Raw genomic sequence first — 16,504 nt, 5'->3', positions numbered from 1 at the left:
ACTTCCGTCGGCCCGGGGTCAGCCGGGCTCCTGGGCCCATCTTGTCACCCGCGGCTACTCCAAGTGGGATGTGGTCCGTTCGGGAGAGAATCACCGCCCACCGGCGTTTGACCGCAGCGAGGAGGTGGTCGCGGTGGGACTGCTCGACCGGCTGCGCGGCCGTCGTTCGTCGTCCGGTGGGGACGATCTCGACCGGTTGCGCGAGTGGGCCGCCGCGCACCACGGCGTCGAGGCGTTCGTCGAGCCGCGCACCACCGTCACCCCGACCACAGTGCTGCTGGTCGACGCGGACGGCGCCTGGACACGTGGCCGGGTGTCCGGCCCCGCCGCCGCCATCCGCTTCGCCCGCAAGCTCGCGCTGCCGATCTACGACGCGCAGATCGTCGGGTACCCGCAGCGCATGCGCGATCACGACGCGCGGGAGCGGATCCTGAGGCGGCGTCGCGAGCTGGAGCAGTAGGGCCGCGGAGGGCGTGCACCCGCGCGGGCGAGTCGCGCGTCCGGTCGGGCGAGTCACGCATTCGGTCGGGCGGGAGTCGTGCACTCGGGGCCGCGAGTTGCGCATTCGGCACCGCGAGTTGCCCGTCTCGGGCCGCGCGTCGCGCGTCTGGGATCGCGAGTCTCGCGACCGGCGCGGCGAGTCCTGCGTCCGACACGGGTGAGTCCTGAGCGGTCTGTGTGGACGGAACACGCAGCTGGCCGACGCCATGTCGGACTCGCTGGGTCGACCGCGCGACTCGCCGGCCGAAACGCGGGACTCGCGAGCCCGGAGGTCGGGCCGGCGGATCGCGCGTGTCGCCCGGCGAGTCGCGCACGCGGGTCCTGTGTGGTGTGCGTCTGGTGCGCACACCGCGCGGATCGCAGTACTCGCCAGACAGCACGCGGGACTCGCGGTGCCGGATGCGGGACTCGCCGGGCGAGGCGCGGGACTCGCCGGACGAGATGCGCGACTCCCTATGCCTCGGCGAGCTCCTGCAGCAGCGCGGCCAGCGTCCGGACCGGGACGCCGGTGCCGCCCTTCGGCGTGTACCCCCACGGGCTGTTCGAGTTGAACGACGGGCCGGCGATGTCGATGTGCGCCCACGGCAGCCCGGCCGGCACGAACTCGCGCAGGAAGATCCCGGCGGAGAGCATCCCGCCCCAACGCGCGCTGGCGGCGTTGGCGATGTCGGCGATGCGCGAGTCGAGGCCTTCGCGCAGGTGCTCGGGCAGCGGCATGGCCCAGGCGTCCTCGCCGACCGCGCGGCCGAGCGCGGCGATGCGGTCGCGCAGCTCGTCGCTGCCCATGACGCCGGCGGTGCGCATACCGAGCGCCACCTGCTGGGCACCGGTGAGGGTGGAGACCTCGACGAGCAGGTCGGGGGAGTCCTCGGCGGCACGGGCGATCGCGTCGGCGAGGATCAGCCGGCCCTCGGCGTCGGTGTTGAGCACCTCGACGGTCTTGCCGCTGTACATGCGCAGCACGTCACCCGGCCGGTAGGCCGACCCGGACGGCAGGTTCTCCGCCATCGGCACGGTGGCGGTGACCGCGACCGGCAGGTTCAGCCGGGCGGCGAGCACGGTCGTCACGATGACCGCGGCCGCGCCGCTCATGTCGCTGGTCATGTGGTCCATGTTCGCGGCGGGCTTGATCGAGATGCCGCCGGTGTCGAACGTGATGCCCTTGCCGACGAGAGCGACCTTCGCCCGCGGCGCGTCGCCGCCGGACCACGTCAGCCGCACGAGCCGCGGCGGGCGCGTCGAGCCCTGGCCGACGCCGAGGATCCCGCCGTAACCGCCGTCGGCGAGCGCCTTCTCGTCGAGGACCTCGACGGCGACCCCCGCCTCGGTGGCGAGCGCGGCGGCCCGCTCGGCGAACGTGGCCGGGTAGAGATCGTTGGGCGGCGTGTTGATCAGGTCCCGCGCCGCGACGACGGCCGCAGCGACGGTGGCGGCCCGCTCGATCGCGGCCGCGTCCCCGTCGACCTCGACGCGGCTCAACGGGGCCTTGCCGTCTGAGCTGCGGTACTCGCTGAACGTGTACGCGCCGAGCACGCTGCCCTCGCCCGCCGCGGCCGCGTCGATCGCCCCGAGCGTGTTCCGGGCACTCGCCTTGCCGGCCAGCGCGCGGGCGGCCGCCCCGCTGGCGCGCCGGACGCGCTCGGCGAGGACGGCGCGGTCACCGTCGTCGACCGGCTTGCCGAGCCCGGCTGCGACCAGCAGCGGCGCGGTGATCGCGCCCCCGGTCGGGATCTTGACGATCTCCTCCGCCTTGCCGGTGGCGCCGACCGCGCTCAGCAGCTCGATCAGCCGGCCCTCCCCGAATGCGGCGGCGACCTCGGCGGCGCCGTCGGCGAGCTCGGGGGCGGACTCGCCCTGCACGAGCCCGACGATCACGGCCTCGACGTCGGCGGATCCGGCGGGGCCGGTGGCGGGCAGCAGCTCGGTCGACACGGTGGACGACTTCCTCTCGGTGGGACGGGGTCGGGGCGAGATCCCTTCGAGATGCTAATGACACCGGCATGCGCCCGGACGGGGCAGTCGAAGATGCTTGGCTGTACGGGTGCCCGGCAGACAGGAGCGCGCGGAGCGGCGACTCGGCACGACCGATGTGGTCGTGCTCGGGTTGGCTGCCGTGCTCGGGGCCGGGTCGTTCGCCGTCTGGGGCCCGGCGGCGGCCGCCGCTGGGCGCTGGCTGCCGCTGGCGGTGCTGATCGCCGCGTTCGCCGCGTACTGCTCCACCGCGTCCACCGCCGAGCTGGTGCTGGCGCACGATCGCTCGACCGGGCTGAGCGAGCTCAGCGCACTGGACGTCGCCAGGGCCCGGCTACCCGATGCGCTGGGCCGGCTGGGATCGGTCGCGTTCCTGGTGGCCCGGGCGACGGCCGCCGCCGCGGTGGCCTCGATCTTCGCCTCCTACGTGCTGCCGTCGGCGCCGCTGCCCGCCGCGATCGGGGTGCTGGTGGCCGCCACGATCGCGAACGTCGCGGGCGTCCGCTGGACGGTCCGCGGCACCTACGCCCTGGTCGGCGGCACTCTCGCGGTCCTGCTGTTCGTCGTCGTCGTGTCTCTGCTCCTGGCCGGGGACGCGCCGGTCGCCCCGGCGGCGGGCTGGTCGCCGGACCCGGCCGAGCTGGGCTGGGGTGGGCTCGGGATCACCGGCGCGGCCGCGTTCGTGTCGTTCGCGTTCGCCGGGCTCGCGCGGGTCGGGATGGCCGGCGGCGAGGCCCGGGAGCCGGCCGCGACGCTGTGCCGCGGCCTGCTCGTGACGCTGGCGATCGGGCTCGCGGTGCTGCTCCTGCTCGCGATCGCGCTGATCGTCGGGATGGGCGCGGAACGGCTGTCGGCCGAGGTCGCGCCGCTCGCCGCCGTCGTCGACGCGGGCGGTGCTCCGGCGCTGGGCATGCTGGTGCGGGTGGCGGCCGCCGTGGTGGCGATGTCGGCGCTGCTGTGGGTACTGGTCGCGCTCACCGGCACGGTGGTGACGATGGCCCGGGCCGGCGAGCTGCCGCGCGCGCTGGCGGTGACGGGGGAGCGGGGTACGTCGTGCCGGGCCGGGCTGGTGTCCGGGGCGGTGGCGATCGCCGTCGTGTGCGTCGGCGGGCAGGCCGCCACGATCGCGGTGTCGGCGTGCGCAGTGCTGATCGCCTACGCGGTGCTGAACCTCGCGGCGCTGCGGCTGCCCGCGGAGCGGCGGCGCTGGCCCCGCTGGGCGCCGCCGGTGGGGCTGGTGCTGTCGCTGGTGATGGCCGCGTCGCTGCCGCCGGTCCAGGTGCTGATCGCCGTGGTGGCGATCGCGGTGGGCTGGGCGGCGGCCACGGTGCGCGTCACTGCGTGATGCCGGCCTGCAGGTCCTTGTAGGTCTGCAGGTACAGCTCGGCCGCGGCGCGCACCCCCGCCACGTCGCCGGTGGCGAGCAGGTCCAGCAGCAGTCCGCGCGTGACGGCGAGGCCGAGCCGGGCGTGGGTGCGGGCCTGCTCGCGCGGCACGCCGATGCGCACCAGCAGCTCGGCGGCGGGCTCGAGCCACGCCGTGACGACGCGGTCGAGGAACCCGGCGGTGTGCGGAGCGCCGGCCAGCGCCTGCCCGTAGACCTCGAAGAACAGCCGCTCCGCCGGCCACAGCGAGGGATCGAGCAGCTGCTCGGTGAACCGGGCGGCCTGCTCGAGCGGGGGAACGTCGGGATCGGCGAGCAGTGCGGCGAGGCGGTCGCGCTGGCGCTGCTCGACGCGGTCGACGAGGGCGCGGACGAACGCCTCGCGCGAGCCGAAGTGGTAGTTGAGCATCCGGTGGCTGGTGCCGATCGCGGCCGCGATGCCGCGCATCGACAGCTCACCGAGGCCGTGCTGCTCGACGTGGGCGATCGCGGCGTCCAGCAACGCTTCCCGAGACGGCACGTACCACACGGTACATCGGTGTACCACGTGGTACATTCCGGCCATGGAGTTCACGCACACCCTGCACGTCGCGGCGCCGGTGCAGCGGTTGCACGCGGCTCTCGTCGACGTCGAGGCCTGGCCGCGCTGGACACCGTCGATCACGTCGGTGCGCCGGCTCGACGACGGCCCGCTCGCCGTCGGCTCCCGCGCCGAGGTGCGCCAGCCGAAGTTGCCGAAGGCCGTGTGGACAGTGACCCGGCTCGACGACGGCGGCATGGTGTGGGAGTCGACCGGCCCCGGCGTCCGAACGATCGGCGAACACCTGATCGAGCCGGACGGTGAGGGGACCCGGCTGACCCTCCGGCTCGTGCAGGAGGGACCGATCGGGCGGCTCATCGGCCGCGTTTACGGCGGGCTCACGCGCCGGTACCTGAGCCTGGAGGCGGAGGGATTCCGGCGCTGCTGCACCGAGGGGGAGCCGGCGCAATGACGGCCGGGCTGGGTTCCGGCAGCGGCAGGGGATAGGACAAGGGATGGTCGGGCTTCCGACCGTCGAACCCTCCGGCTACCTTGTCCGGCATGACCGTGGCATTCACCCGTACCCCGCACCCGTCTCCCACACCCCCGGAGCGGCGTGCGGAAATCCTGGCCGAACCCGGCTTCGGGAGGTACTTCACCGACCACATGGTCACGATCCGGTGGACGGCGGAAAAGGGCTGGCACGACGCGGAACTCAAGCCGTACGGCCCGCTCACCTTCGACCCCGCGGCAATGGTGCTGCACTACGGGCAGGAGATCTTCGAAGGGCTCAAGGCCTACCGCCAGCCCGACGGTTCGATCGCCTGCTTCCGCCCCGACGCCAATGCCGCGCGTTTTAGGCGCTCCGCGGCGCGGCTCGCGATGGCCGAGCTGCCCGACGAGCTGTTCCTGGAGTCGATCCGCCAGCTGCTAGACGTCGACCGTGATTGGGTGCCCGCCGCGGGCGGCGAGGATTCGCTGTACCTGCGGCCGTTCATGCTCGCCACCGAGGTGGGCCTGGGCGTGCGGCCCTCGGCGGAGTACCTCTACGTGCTGATCGCCTCCCCGGCCGGGCCGTACTTCGCAGGTGGGGTGAAGCCGGTCGACGTATGGCTGTCCACGGACTACACCCGTGCCGCGCTCGGCGGTACGGGCACGGCGAAGTGCGGCGGCAACTACGCCGCGTCCCTGCTCCCGCAGTCCCAGGGCGCCGAGCACGGCTGCGCGCAGGTGGCCTACCTCGACGCCGAGGAGCGCACGTGGGTCGAGGAGATGGGGTCGAACAACCTCTTCTTCGTGTTCGGCTCGGGTGACCAGGCCGAGCTGGTCACGCCCACGCTCTCCGGCAGCATCCTGCCCGGCATCACCCGCGACGCGCTGCTCGTGCTGGCGAAGGAGATCGGCTGCGAGGTCACCGAGCGGCGCATCTCCGGCCAGGAGTGGTTCGACGGTGCGCGGGACGGCCGGATCACCGAGGTCTTCGGGTGCGGCACGGCCGCGGTCATCACGCCGATCGGACGGGTGAAGAGCCACGACGACGACGTGGTCATCGGCGGTGGCGAGCCGGGGCCGGTCACGCTGCGGCTGCGTGAGCTGCTCACGTCCATCCAGCGCGGCGAGGCCCCGGACACGCACTCGTGGATGTACACGATGGTGCCCGCCTGAGTCCGCGGCTCCAGGGCGCAACGAACGGCACTCTCGTCCACCCCGAGTGGACGAGAGTGCCGTTCGTTGCGTTTGGGGGGCTCAGGCCCCGGTGGCGAGGACGATCAGCGCCGCGGTGGTGGCCAGCTCGGTCGCCGCGCCCAGCGCGTCTCCGGTGACGCCGCCGAACCGGTGGGCCGTGTGCCGGGCCAGCGCCACGGCCACCGCCGCCGCGAAGGCCACCGCGACCGGTCCGCGCCAGCCGAGCAGCGGCACCGCCGCGGCGGCCAGCACCAGCCACCACAGCGGGGCCACCCACACCGGCTGTGACCCGGCCACGAGCGCGCCGAGGCCCTCCGGCCGCGCCGCGGGCTCCCCGCGGCGGCACGACCACGCGAACGACGCGCGTCCGGTGGCGAGGGCCAGCGCGGCGGCGGGGACGGCCGTGGTTCCGAGTGCGCCGAGCGTGCCCGCCTGAGTGCCGAGCACGACGATGAGCGTCGCGACCGCGAACGGTCCGGCGCCGCCGTCGCGCAGCACGGCGAGGGCCCGCTCGGGCGGGCCGTAGCAGCCGAGGCCGTCGGCGGTGTCGGCGAGCCCGTCGACGTGCATGCCACGGGTGGCCAGCGCCAGCGCTCCGACGGTGAGCAGCCCGGCGACCAGCGGCGGGAGGCCGAGGGCGGCGAGACCGACAGCGAGCCCGCCCGCGGCGGTGCCGAGCAGCAACCCGACGGCCGGAGCCCAACGCAGGGCGGCGGCCGCAGCAGCGCGGTCGACCGTCGCCACCCGCACCGGCAGCACGGTGAGCAGCGACAGCGCGACCGCGAGCCCCCTCACGCCGGTGCGGCTCCCGCCAGAAGCAGCGCCGCCATCCGGATCAGGGGGATCGCCGCGGCGGCGCCGGTGCCGTCACCGAGCCGGATCCCCAGCTCGACGAGGGGCTCCAGATCGAGGCGTTCGGCGGCGATCGCCGCAGCCGGGTCGGTGGAGCGCTGCGCGAGCAGCCACCACTGCTTCGCACCGGGCGCGAGCCGCTCGGCCAGCATCGCGGCCGCGAGCGGGACGACGCCCCCGTCCAGCAGGACGGGGGTGCGGCGCAGCGCGGCCTGCAGGCAGAACCCGGTGAGCGCAGCGATGTCGGCGCCGCCCGCGACCCGCAGCAGCGTGAGGGGGTCGTTGCGGTGCCCCTTCGTGCGGCGCAGCGCGTCGCGCACGGCGGCGGCCTTGCGCATCCACGCGTTGTCGTCGATGCCGCTGCCGCGCCCGACGACCGCGACGGGTTCGGTGCCGGTCAACGCCGCGACGATCACCTCGGCGGGCGTCGTCGCCCCGACCCCGAGCGACGCCGGGACCAGCAGGTCGGCGCCGGCGTCGACCTCCTCGTCGGCGATCGCGCGGCCGACGCCGACGGCGTGCGTGGTCTCGGCCTCGGTGAGGGCGTCCTCGCGGTCGATCCGGCCGCTGCCCGCCCGGACCCGGTAGGGACCGGCCTCGGTCGGCTCACCCGCGGTGAGCGCCACGTCGATCGCGCGGACCGTCGCGCCGCCCTCCGGGGCGAGCGTCGCCACCGGGGAGGTCGTGTGGTGCAGCGTGGCGACCTGCTTCGCCGTCGATCCGGCGGGGTGCATCGATACCCCGGCCTCGGCGATGCCGTGGTCGCCCGCGATCACGACGATCCGAGCCCGGGCGGGTGGCGGTGGTGGGCAGGTGCCGCGGGTGGCGGCGAGCCACACGCCCAGCTCGGCGAGGCGGCCGAGCGCGCCGTCGGCCACCGCCGACTCGGTGTACCGGGCGACCGCTGCGCGACGGGCCTGGGCGTCGGGAGCGGGGACGGCGGGCAGATCCACAGGGTGTTTCCTAACAGCGCTGTCCGGCACTGCGAACCGGGGGTCACTTCAGCTTCAGCGGTAGCCCGGCCACGAGCAGCACGACCTCGTCGGCGACGGCGGCCAGCGCCGTGTTGAGCGCGCCCAGCTCGTCGCGGAACAACCGCCCGGCCCGGGTGGGCGGGACGACCCCCAGCCCGACCTCGGCCGAGACCAGCACGACCCGGCCGGGGGCGTTCGCGACCGCGGCGACCAGCTCGCCGACCCGTTCCTGCACGACCGACGGCATCGGGTGGGCGTCCCAGGCCCCGGCGTCGTCGAGGACCCCGGTGAGCCAGGTCGCCAGGTCGTCGACCAGCAGGGGTGCGCCGCCCGCGGCGATGGTGGCGGCCACGTCGACGCCCTCCAGCGTGGTCCACGCCGGCGGTCGGCGGGCGCGGTGCGCGGCGATGCGGGCCTCCCACTCGGCGTCGCCCTCGATCCGCCGGGCGGTGGCGAGGTAGCGCACCGGCTCGTCGGCGGGCAGGAGGGACTCTGCGTGGCCGGACTTGCCCGAGCGGGTGCCGCCGAGCACGAGCGTGATCATGGGGAAACGGTAGGGGACGGCGATGCGGCCGGTCGGCGACGGGCTTAGTACAGCGCGCGAGTCACAGGACGGCGCGCGAGTCAGGAGTCCCGCGCGAGTTGTCCGCTCCAGCCCGGCGAGTTGCCCGCTCCAGCCCGGCGAGTTGCCCGCTCCAGCCCGGCGAGTTCCGCGTTCGGGCCAGCGAGTCCTGCGTTCCGCCCGGCGAGCTGCGCGTTACGGCGTGCCCGCGACAAGCCGCGTCCGATCGGGTCGAAGACGGATGAAGACGGACGTCGACCACCTGGGGCCGGATGCGGGACTCGCCGCGCCGACAACGGCAACTCGCCGGGCCGGATGCGGGACTCGCTGGCCCGAGTGCATGGCTCGCCGGCCGGAACGCGGGACTCGCGGGCGGTCCGAACCGATCCCGGCCTAGACGTTCGCGCCGCGCTGCACCCGCGGCTTCGGGATCCGCAGCCGCCGCAGCTGGCTCGCGCGCGTGAACGCGTACCACCCGATCGACAGGCCCCTGATCTGCTCGTTCGGGAACTTCGCCCGCACCTTGCGCGTGGTGGAGATCCCCAGCAGCACACCCTCGACGATCATCACGAGCAGGACGATCATCGTGAACAGGCTCATGTACTGCTGCACCGCGAGCACCGGGAACAGCGCGGAGATGAGCACGAGCCCGGCGAGCGGCATGAACAGGCCCATGAGGTGCGGGCGGGAGTCGACGACGTCGCGGATGTAGGCCTTGACCGGGCCGCGGTCGCGCGGCAGCAGGTAGCGCTCGTCGCCGGCGGCCATGCGCTCGCGGCGCTCGGCGGCGAGGCGGCGGCGCTCCTCCTTGCTGGGCCGGGTGGCCTTGGCGCGCTTGATCGCCTCGCGCTGCGTCCTGGGCGGCGGCGGCACGGGCCCCCGGCGGCGGGCCTCGGCCTCCCGGCGCTTCGGCGTCGGCCGCCCCTTGCCGTGCGGCTTCGCGCCCGGCTTCTTCCCGGTCGGCTGATCCGCCGTCTTCTGGGTCGCGTCGTTCTTCGCGGACGCCGAGGCGTCGTCGGGTGCCGAGTCTGCGGCGGTGGAGCGGCCCAGGAACTTCACGTGGCTAGCCTACGGGAGGCCCGGCGACCGGGGAGAACAGGGAGAACCAGCATGCGGGTGGTCGTGGCGCCGGACTCCTTCGGCGAAACCCTCAGCGCGCCGGAGGCGGCCGCCGCCATCGCGGAGGGCTGGCGGCGCACCGCCCCGGGCGACGAGCTGGAGCTGCTTCCGGTCGCCGACGGCGGCACGGGCTTCGTCGACGTGCTGTACGCGGTCCTCGGCGGCACCTTGCACACGACGACGGTGATCGGCCCGTCCGGCGCTCCGGTGCCGGCAACCTGGCTCCAGGTGGGGGAGTGTGCCTACGTCGAGTCCGCGGCCGTTTGCGGGCTGCACCTGGTGCCGCGGGCCGAGCGCACCCCGCAGACGGCGGCCACGGTCACCACCCACGGCGTCGGCGAGCTGATCCGCGCGGCGATCGCGGCCGGCGCCACGGAGATCGTCGTCGGCCTGGGCGGCTCGGCGACCACCGACGGCGGTGCGGGCATGCTCGCCGCGCTCGGCGCCCACCCGTTGGCCGCCGACGGCGCTGAGTTGCCGCCCGGTGGCGCGGCCCTCGCCGACGTCGCGCGCCTCGACGGGCGCCCGGACATCGCCGGGCTCCGCTTGGTCGCCGCTGTCGATGTGGACGACCCGCTGTTGGGCCGGCACGGCGCGGCCGCGGTGTTCGGCCCTCAGAAGGGCGCCGACGACCGCATGATCGCGGTGCTGGACGAGTCCCTGGCCCGCTTCGCCGACGTGCTCGCCGAGCACACCGGCCGCGACGTGCGCGACGAACCGGGCGCCGGCGCCGCGGGCGGGCTGGGTGCCGCGCTGCTGGCGCTGGGCGCCGAGCGGGTGTCCGGTGCGGGGCTGGTGCGCGGGCTGGTCGGGCTGGACGCGGCGCTGGACCGGGCCGGGCTCGTGATCACCGGTGAGGGCAGCTTCGACTGGCAGTCGCTGCGCGGCAAGCTCGTCACCGCGGTCGCCCGCGGGGCCGCCGAGCGCGGCGTGCCGTGCATCGTGCTCGCCGGGCAGGTGAGCGTGGGCAGGCGGGAGGCGGCCGCGGTCGGGGTGGAGGCCGCGTACGGGGTGGCCGAGCAGACCGGGCTCGAGGCGTCGCTGGCCGATCCGGCGGGCACGCTGGCGTCGCTCGCCGAGCGGGTGGCGAAGCGGTGGAGCCGCTGATCCGCTCCCGGCGCTGTGACGCGCGCAGCCGTCGTCTCCCACGCCGTGGGACTACACTCGAGACCGGGAATTCTGCACGAGCCTTCGTTGTTTGGGAGAGCCATGACCGTCGAGAACGCCACGTCCGTCGAGAACGAGACGCACGGCGTCGTGCTCACCGACGCCGCCGCCCTCAAGGCTCGATCCCTGCTCGAGCAGGAAGGCCGCGACGACATGCACCTGCGCATCCAGGTGCAGCCGGGTGGGTGCGCCGGCCTGCGGTACCAGCTGTACTTCGACGACCGGGTCGTCGACGGTGACCTCTTCCGCGAGTTCCACGGCTTGAAGGTGGGCGTCGACCGGATGAGCGCCCCGTACCTCGACGGTGCGGTGATCGACTTCGTCGACACGATCGAGAAGCAGGGCTTCACGATCGACAACCCGAACGCCACCGGGTCCTGCGCCTGCGGCGACTCGTTCAACTGATCGGGCGACTCGATCGGACTGACGCGATCAACAGACCTGACCCGCCCACCGAGGCCCCGGCCACCTTGCGTGGCCGGGGCCTCGGTGTCTTCGCCAGGTAGGGTTGCGGTTCGTGTCCATCGCCGTGACCGGGTCCATCGCGACCGACCACCTCATGCACTTCCCCGGGAAGTTCCACGAGCTGCTCGTCGCCGAGCAGCTCGACCGGATCTCCCTGTCGTTCCTCGTGGACGACCTGGTGATCCACAAGGGTGGGTCGGGCGCGAACATCGCGTTCGGCCTGGGCGTGCTCGGGCAGCGGCCGCTGCTGGTGGGCGCGGTCGGCGCCGACTTCGGCGAGTACCGGCAGTGGCTGGAGGACCACGGCGTGGACACCTCGCAGGTCCTGGTCTGCCCGGATCTGCACACGGCGCGCTTCATCTGCACGACCGACGACGCGATGCGCCAGATCGGCACGTTCTACAGCGGTGCGATGGCGCGCTCGGTGGACATCGACCTGTCCGGGCTGCCCGCGCTGGGCGTGGACCTGGTGCTGATCGGGGCGAGCGACCCGGCGGCGATGGTGAAGTACACCCGGCAGTGCCTCGAGCTCGGCATGCCGTTCGTGGCGGACGTGTCGCAGCAGGTCACGCGGATGGACGGGCCGGACATCCGGATCCTGGTCGACGGCGCCCGCTTCTTGATGACGAACGACTACGAGTGGGAGCTGCTGCAGCAGAAGACCGGGTGGACGCCTGCGCAGGTGGCCGAGCGGGTCGACATCCGCATCACGACGCTCGGTGAGAACGGTGTGCAGATCGTCTGCCGGGACGGCAGTGAGCTGAAGGTCGGAGTGGTGCCCGAGACCGGCAAGGTCGATCCGACCGGAGTCGGTGACGCGTTCCGCGCCGGGTTCCTCGCCGCCCACACACAGGGGCTGTCGCTGGAGCGTTCGGCCCAGCTGGGCTGCCTGATCGCGGTGACCACGCTGGAGTCGCACGGTGGGCAGGAATGGACCTGGGACCGCGCGGTCGCCGTCGAGCGGCTGCGCGACGCCTACGGGCCGGACGCAGCGGCCGAGATCGCCGCGATCCTCCCGGAGTGATCCTCGGCTGACGCCGGGCCGGCCGCCCTGTCCCGCCACGCCGCAGGGCTCATGCCGTGCTCGCGGCGGAACAGCCGCGCGAAGTACCCGGGGTCGGGGACGCCGACGGCCGCGCCGATCGCGGCGACCGGCGCGTCGGTGGTGGCGAGCAGCCTGCGGGCCTCCATCATCCGCCGCTCGGTGATCCACTCCAGCACCGTGCGGCCGGTGCGTTCCCGCACGCGCGTGGTGAGGTGGCCGGGGGAGCGGCCCACGGCCCGCGCGACGTCGCGCAGCGAGAGCGGTTCGGCGTAGCGGCGCTCGATGACCGCGAAGACCTCGCCGAGCAGCGGCTCCCGGTTGTCCTGCAGGTCCGCGACGATCCGGCCGTCGGCGTCGGCGAGCCGGGCGACCTCGACGAGCAGCAGCGTCAGGTGGGCGACAGCGGCGGCGTGGTAGCCGCTGCGGCGCTCCGCCAGCTCGGCCTCCAGCGCTTCGACGCGCGCGGTCCACGCCGGTCGGGCCTCCGGCGGCACGCTCAGCCGGGCGATCCCGGGACTGCGCCCGCCGACGAACGGGGCGAGCAGCGGATGGGTGCCCCAGGCCAGCGGGGACGTCGCCGGTTGCGCGCCGAGCAGGTCGGCGTCGAACAGCACCGCCCAGCCGCTCAGACTGCGCCAGTCGTGCTCGGCGATGCCCAGCGCGGTTGCGCCGACCAGGTCACCGGGGGCGACGACGAGCAGATCGCCCGCCCGGACCGGCGAGCCCGGTGGGGCGTCGGCGACGTAGGTGAGCACGAAGAAGTCGTGGGTGTGGTCGGCGGCCAACGGGGAGTGCTGCCCGCCGTCGATGCGGTGCACGGCCACGCGCTGGCCGGCCGGCAGGACGTCGAGCCCGCGGACCGGCACGGGCCGTCCGGAGCGGCGCAGGGTCGACACCGGAACATCGTCCCACCATCGCTGCGGATCCGACATCCCCTCAGGCTGACCGGCTGCCAGCCTGGGGCCATGAGCGAAAGAACTTCACACTCGAAGCAAGAGCGCACTCATGGGCGCGGTCATGGGCACGGCCACGGGGATCGGTCGTTCCTGCCCGCGCTGGGGCATCACCGGTCGGTCCGGCTCTACGACGCGTTCGGTCTGCTGATCGGCGCGCCGTGGGTGTACGCGGCTGCGGCGAAGGCGGCCCGGCTCGACGGGGCGGGCCCGGCCGTGGTGGTCGACGTGGGCTGCGGGAGCGGGCAGCTGCTGCGCCGCGTCGGGCGCGAGCACCCGGAGGCGCGGCTCGTGGGCGTCGATCCCGACGAGCGGATCCTCGCGATCGCCCGCCGGGCCGCGCTGCGCAGCCGGGACGTCGCGGTGCGCACTGCCCGCTGGGAGGTCGGCTACGCCGAGGACCTGCCGCTGGCCGACGGGTCGGTGGACCGGGTGCTGTCCTCGCTGATGTTCCACCACCTGGAGCCGCTGGGGCGCACGGCGATGCTCTCCGAGGTGCGGCGGGTGCTGCGGCCGGGCGGTGAGCTGGTGCTCGCGGACTTCGACGGCAGCCCGGGCCGGCTGCCCGCGGTGGGCCCCCTGCGGAACCTGCCGATGGCGGTGTTCACACCGGGGGAAGTGCCACAGCTGCTGGCCGACGGCGGGTTCACCGTCGTCGACCAGCAGCGCGTGCGGCTGGTGATCGGCGGAGTGTCTGTGTGGCGCGCCGCCCCTGCCTGAGGATCAGGGCTTACGGCCGACACCGCCGTAGGCGTCGATCGGCTCGGGGGCGCCGATCGCGGCGGGCGCGGGCCGCCAGAGGGTGACCGGCACCAGGCCGGGCTCCACCATCTCGAGGCCCTTGAAGCACTCCTCCAGCTCGTCGACGGTGGACAGGCGGTACGGCGAGCCCATGTCGGCCTGCGCCTTCGCCCCGGCGATGGCCACCTCGCTGGTCGAGGTGCCGTCCCACATGGCCAGGTAGCTGCCCGAGCACGTGGCACCGACGATCTCGCGCACGACCCGGTGCATCTCGTCGGCCTCGACGTAGCCGAACACGCCCATGAACAGCACGGCGACCGGCTGCGAGAAGTCGAGGGTCTCCCGCGCACCGGCGAGCACCTTCTCGGGCTCGCGGTAGTCGGCGTCGACGTAGGTGGTGATCCCCTCGCTGGTGGTGCCGGCCAGCAGAGCGCGGGCGTGGGCGAGCACCAGCGGGTCGTTGTCGACGTAGACGATCTTCGCGTCGGGCGCGACGGCCTGCGCGACCTCGTGGGTGTTCTGGGCGGTGGGCAACCCGGTGCCGACGTCGAGGAACTGCCGGATGCCGGCCTCGGCGGCCAGATAGGTCACCGCGCGGATCAGGAACTGCCGCGTCAGCAGGGCGTACTGGCGGACGAACGGGACGGCGGCGGCCACCGCGTCCCCGATCTCCCGGTCGGCGGCGTAGTTGTCCTTACCGCCCAGCCAGTAGTTCCAGATGCGGGCGCCGTGCGGGACATCGGTCTGCAGGTCGACGGGTTCGCTCACAGCTCGGGTTCCTACTCCTCGTTGTCGTCGGCCGGAATCCCGGCCGACATCCGGTCACCACCGCCCGACGACGCGGGCGACACCACCGTAGCCGTCGACGTGGACGGGCTGCGGCTGCTCGGGACGCCACGCGTTGATCGGGACGATTCCGGGTTCGAGCAGCTCGAGCCCGGTGAAGCAGTCCCGCAACTCGGCCACTGTGGACAGCCGGTAGGGTAGGCCCATCCCGGTCTGGGCGGCCACAGCGGCCTGGATCTGCGGGCTCGTGTCGGTGCTCTCCCAGAGCACCAGGTGACTGCCCGGCGCCAGCGCGCTCGTGATCGAGCGCACCGCGTGGTGCATCTCCGGTGCGTCGACGAAGCCGAGCACGCCCATGAACAGTACGGCGACGGGCGCCGTCAGGTCGAGGTCGGTACCGGCCCGGGCGAGCACGGTCGCTGTGTCGCGCAGGTCGGCCTCGATGTAGGTGACGACGCCGCCGCGCCCGGCCTGGAAGGCCCGGGAGTGGATGAGCACCTGCGGGTCGTTGTCGACGTAGACCACGCGGGCGTCGGGCACGACCGCCTGCGCGATCTCGTGGGTGTTCGGCCGGGTCGGCAGCCCGCAGCCGATGTCGAGGAACTGCCGCACGCCCGACCGGGCCAGGTGGTCCACGGTGTGCACGAGGAACCGGCGAGAGGCGGCCGCGAGATCGCGGATCCCGGGGTAGAGCGCGAGGACCGCGTCGCCGACGGCTCGATCGGCCGCGTAGTGGTCCTTCCCGCCCAGCCAGTAGTTCCACACGCGGGCCGGGGAGGGACGCTCGGTGCGCAGCTCGGCGGCCGGCGGCGGGGCGGCGTCGAGGACCGTGATCGGGGTGGTGACGGGCTCGGGCTCCGGGACCGGCCGGGGGACCGCGGTGATCGGTGCGGTGATCGGCCCGGTGATCGGCCCTGTGATCGGTCCGGTGACGGGCGCTGCGCCGGTGCGGGCAGGGACCCGGGCCACGCCTCCGTACGCGTCGGCCGGCGCGGTGCTCGTCACCGCGCGGCCGGGCCACCACTCGTCGACCGGTACCAGCCCGGGGCCGAGCAGGTCCAGCCCGGCGAACAGGCTGCGCAGGTCGGCGACGTCCCAGAGGTCGTAGCCGGCGCCGTCGGCGTTGCGGATCGCCATGGCGCTGCGCATCCCGGCGCTGGTGGCGGTGGCCTCCCACACGACGACCGCGCTGCCCGGCGCGAGCGCCGCGGCCACTTCCTGGACGATCTTCGCCGCGCGCTGCGGCGAGCGGACGTAGCCGAGCACCCCGGTGAACAGCACCGCCACCGGTCGGGTCAGATCGAGGACGGTCGCAGCGGCGGCGAGCAGGGCGGCCGGGTCACGGTGGTCGGCGTCGCGGTAGACGTCGATGCCGGTGCCGCTCGGCGGCAGCGCCTGGGCCCGGATCAGCACGAACGGGTCCTGGTCGATGTGCACGACGCGGGTGGCGGGGGCCAGCTCGCCCAGCGCGGGGCGCAGATCGCGATCGACCGGGAGGCCCGGGCCGACGTCGACGAACTGGCGCACGCCGTGCTCGGCCAGGTGGCGGACGGCGCGCTGCACGAACCCGTGGGTCGCGCGGATCACCTCGGCGGCTCGGGGGTAGACGGCCGACACCGCATCGGCGCAGCGCCGGTCGGCGGCGTAGTGGTCCTTCCCGCCCAGCCAGTAGCTCCACATGCGGGCGCGGTGCGGCACATCGGTCGCGGAGCCGGGCCGCACGTCCGTCACGGGAGCCCCCCATCGAGTGACGGATCGAACCCTAGTACGGCCACGGC

17 protein-coding genes are annotated in these 16,504 nt (G+C 74.2%); 8 read left to right on the top strand and 9 right to left on the bottom strand.

The annotated features are described in order from the left end of the window. Positions 1-133: 133 nt before the first annotated feature. Positions 134-460, top strand: a complete 327-nt coding sequence (locus BUE41_RS07265) for an oxidoreductase (protein WP_073456329.1) — start codon at positions 134-136, stop codon at positions 458-460. Between the two features lie 494 nt (positions 461-954). Here BUE41_RS07265 and BUE41_RS07260 read toward each other — a convergent pair whose 3' ends face one another. Further along, the gene (locus tag BUE41_RS07260; RefSeq protein WP_073456117.1) at positions 955-2,433 is read right to left on the bottom strand and encodes a leucyl aminopeptidase; all 1,479 of its coding nucleotides are present in this window, start codon (positions 2,431-2,433) and stop codon (positions 955-957) included. Positions 2,434-2,542: 109 nt separating this feature from the next. Here BUE41_RS07260 and BUE41_RS07255 point away from each other — a divergent pair, with 109 nt between their 5' ends. After that, positions 2,543-3,817 (top strand): APC family permease, encoded by a 1,275-nt coding sequence (locus BUE41_RS07255; RefSeq protein WP_073456116.1) that lies wholly within the window; start codon positions 2,543-2,545, stop codon positions 3,815-3,817. Here the strand turns inward: BUE41_RS07255 and BUE41_RS07250 are convergent. Then, positions 3,807-4,376, bottom strand: coding sequence for a TetR/AcrR family transcriptional regulator (locus BUE41_RS07250; RefSeq protein ID WP_234997027.1), 570 nt, complete (start codon positions 4,374-4,376; stop codon positions 3,807-3,809). The genes BUE41_RS07255 and BUE41_RS07250 overlap by 11 nt on opposite strands. Before the next feature lie 43 nt (positions 4,377-4,419). Here BUE41_RS07250 and BUE41_RS07245 point away from each other — a divergent pair, with 43 nt between their 5' ends. After that, positions 4,420-4,848, top strand: a complete 429-nt coding sequence (locus tag BUE41_RS07245; RefSeq protein WP_073456113.1) for an SRPBCC family protein — start codon at positions 4,420-4,422, stop codon at positions 4,846-4,848. Between the two features lie 89 nt (positions 4,849-4,937). Beyond that, entirely contained in the window at positions 4,938-6,041 is a 1,104-nt protein-coding gene (locus tag BUE41_RS07240) for a branched-chain amino acid aminotransferase (protein ID WP_200803791.1), read from the top strand. Positions 6,042-6,122: 81 nt separating this feature from the next. Here BUE41_RS07240 and BUE41_RS07235 read toward each other — a convergent pair whose 3' ends face one another. The 4 genes from BUE41_RS07235 to BUE41_RS07220 all read right to left on the bottom strand — a co-directional run bounded on the left by BUE41_RS07235 (position 6,123) and on the right by BUE41_RS07220 (position 9,509). Continuing rightward, on the bottom strand, positions 6,123-6,857 hold the full coding sequence (locus tag BUE41_RS07235) for an adenosylcobinamide-GDP ribazoletransferase (RefSeq protein ID WP_073456110.1): 735 nt from the start codon (positions 6,855-6,857) through the stop codon (positions 6,123-6,125). Next, entirely contained in the window at positions 6,854-7,867 is a 1,014-nt protein-coding gene (locus BUE41_RS07230) for a nicotinate-nucleotide--dimethylbenzimidazole phosphoribosyltransferase (RefSeq protein WP_143172011.1), read from the bottom strand. The genes BUE41_RS07235 and BUE41_RS07230 overlap by 4 nt, the downstream gene beginning before the upstream one ends. A gap of 43 nt (positions 7,868-7,910) precedes the next feature. Further along, the gene (gene cobU, locus BUE41_RS07225) at positions 7,911-8,432 is read right to left on the bottom strand and encodes a bifunctional adenosylcobinamide kinase/adenosylcobinamide-phosphate guanylyltransferase (protein ID WP_073456107.1); all 522 of its coding nucleotides are present in this window, start codon (positions 8,430-8,432) and stop codon (positions 7,911-7,913) included. Between the two features lie 411 nt (positions 8,433-8,843). Beyond that, a complete protein-coding gene (locus tag BUE41_RS07220) occupies positions 8,844-9,509 on the bottom strand; it encodes a DUF3043 domain-containing protein (protein ID WP_073456105.1) in 666 nt (221 codons plus the stop codon). 51 nt (positions 9,510-9,560) lie between these two features. Here BUE41_RS07220 and BUE41_RS07215 point away from each other — a divergent pair, with 51 nt between their 5' ends. The 3 genes from BUE41_RS07215 to BUE41_RS07205 all read left to right on the top strand — a co-directional run bounded on the left by BUE41_RS07215 (position 9,561) and on the right by BUE41_RS07205 (position 12,225). After that, a complete protein-coding gene (locus tag BUE41_RS07215) occupies positions 9,561-10,676 on the top strand; it encodes a glycerate kinase family protein (RefSeq protein WP_073456104.1) in 1,116 nt (371 codons plus the stop codon). Positions 10,677-10,778: 102 nt separating this feature from the next. Then, positions 10,779-11,141 carry a HesB/IscA family protein gene (locus BUE41_RS07210; RefSeq protein WP_073456103.1) on the top strand — a complete coding sequence of 121 codons (363 nt, stop codon included), beginning with the start codon at positions 10,779-10,781 and terminating at the stop codon, positions 11,139-11,141. A 154-nt stretch (positions 11,142-11,295) separates the two neighbouring features. Further along, entirely contained in the window at positions 11,296-12,225 is a 930-nt protein-coding gene (locus BUE41_RS07205) for a carbohydrate kinase family protein (protein ID WP_200803805.1), read from the top strand. Here the strand turns inward: BUE41_RS07205 and BUE41_RS07200 are convergent. Then, positions 12,177-13,142, bottom strand: a complete 966-nt coding sequence (locus BUE41_RS07200) for a helix-turn-helix transcriptional regulator (RefSeq protein WP_073456102.1) — start codon at positions 13,140-13,142, stop codon at positions 12,177-12,179. The genes BUE41_RS07205 and BUE41_RS07200 overlap by 49 nt on opposite strands. A 69-nt stretch (positions 13,143-13,211) precedes the next feature. Between BUE41_RS07200 and BUE41_RS30675 the strand changes: the two genes are divergently transcribed. Beyond that, positions 13,212-13,919, top strand: coding sequence for a class I SAM-dependent methyltransferase (locus tag BUE41_RS30675; protein WP_084754549.1), 708 nt, complete (start codon positions 13,212-13,214; stop codon positions 13,917-13,919). A gap of 3 nt (positions 13,920-13,922) precedes the next feature. On the opposite strand, the gene BUE41_RS07190 is transcribed toward BUE41_RS30675, so the two are convergent. Then, positions 13,923-14,708 carry an SAM-dependent methyltransferase gene (locus BUE41_RS07190; protein WP_073456099.1) on the bottom strand — a complete coding sequence of 262 codons (786 nt, stop codon included), beginning with the start codon at positions 14,706-14,708 and terminating at the stop codon, positions 13,923-13,925. A gap of 54 nt (positions 14,709-14,762) precedes the next feature. Beyond that, complete coding sequence (locus BUE41_RS29540) at positions 14,763-16,457, bottom strand: SAM-dependent methyltransferase (RefSeq protein WP_084754548.1); 1,695 nt, start codon at positions 16,455-16,457, stop codon at positions 14,763-14,765. Positions 16,458-16,504: the final 47 nt, after the last annotated feature.

Origin of the sequence: Pseudonocardia thermophila, from assembly GCF_900142365.1 — a bacterium.
Taxonomy (GTDB): Bacteria; Actinomycetota; Actinomycetes; order Mycobacteriales; family Pseudonocardiaceae; genus Pseudonocardia; species Pseudonocardia thermophila.
Note: the sequence above shows the minus strand (reverse complement) of the source record. Positions and strands in the feature narration are given on the sequence as shown.

Excerpts from the sequence above, each read along its gene's own strand:
- BUE41_RS30675 (WP_084754549.1), top strand. The coding sequence starts at position 13,212 with ATGAGCGAAAGAACTTCACACTCGAAGCAAGAGCGCACTCATGGGCGC.
- BUE41_RS07215 (WP_073456104.1), top strand. The coding sequence starts at position 9,561 with ATGCGGGTGGTCGTGGCGCCGGACTCCTTCGGCGAAACCCTCAGCGCG.
- cobU (WP_073456107.1), bottom strand. The coding sequence starts at position 8,432 with ATGATCACGCTCGTGCTCGGCGGCACCCGCTCGGGCAAGTCCGGCCAC.
- BUE41_RS07210 (WP_073456103.1), top strand. The coding sequence starts at position 10,779 with ATGACCGTCGAGAACGCCACGTCCGTCGAGAACGAGACGCACGGCGTC.
- BUE41_RS07240 (WP_200803791.1), top strand. The coding sequence starts at position 4,938 with ATGACCGTGGCATTCACCCGTACCCCGCACCCGTCTCCCACACCCCCG.
- BUE41_RS07245 (WP_073456113.1), top strand. The coding sequence starts at position 4,420 with ATGGAGTTCACGCACACCCTGCACGTCGCGGCGCCGGTGCAGCGGTTG.
- BUE41_RS07205 (WP_200803805.1), top strand. The coding sequence starts at position 11,296 with ATGCACTTCCCCGGGAAGTTCCACGAGCTGCTCGTCGCCGAGCAGCTC.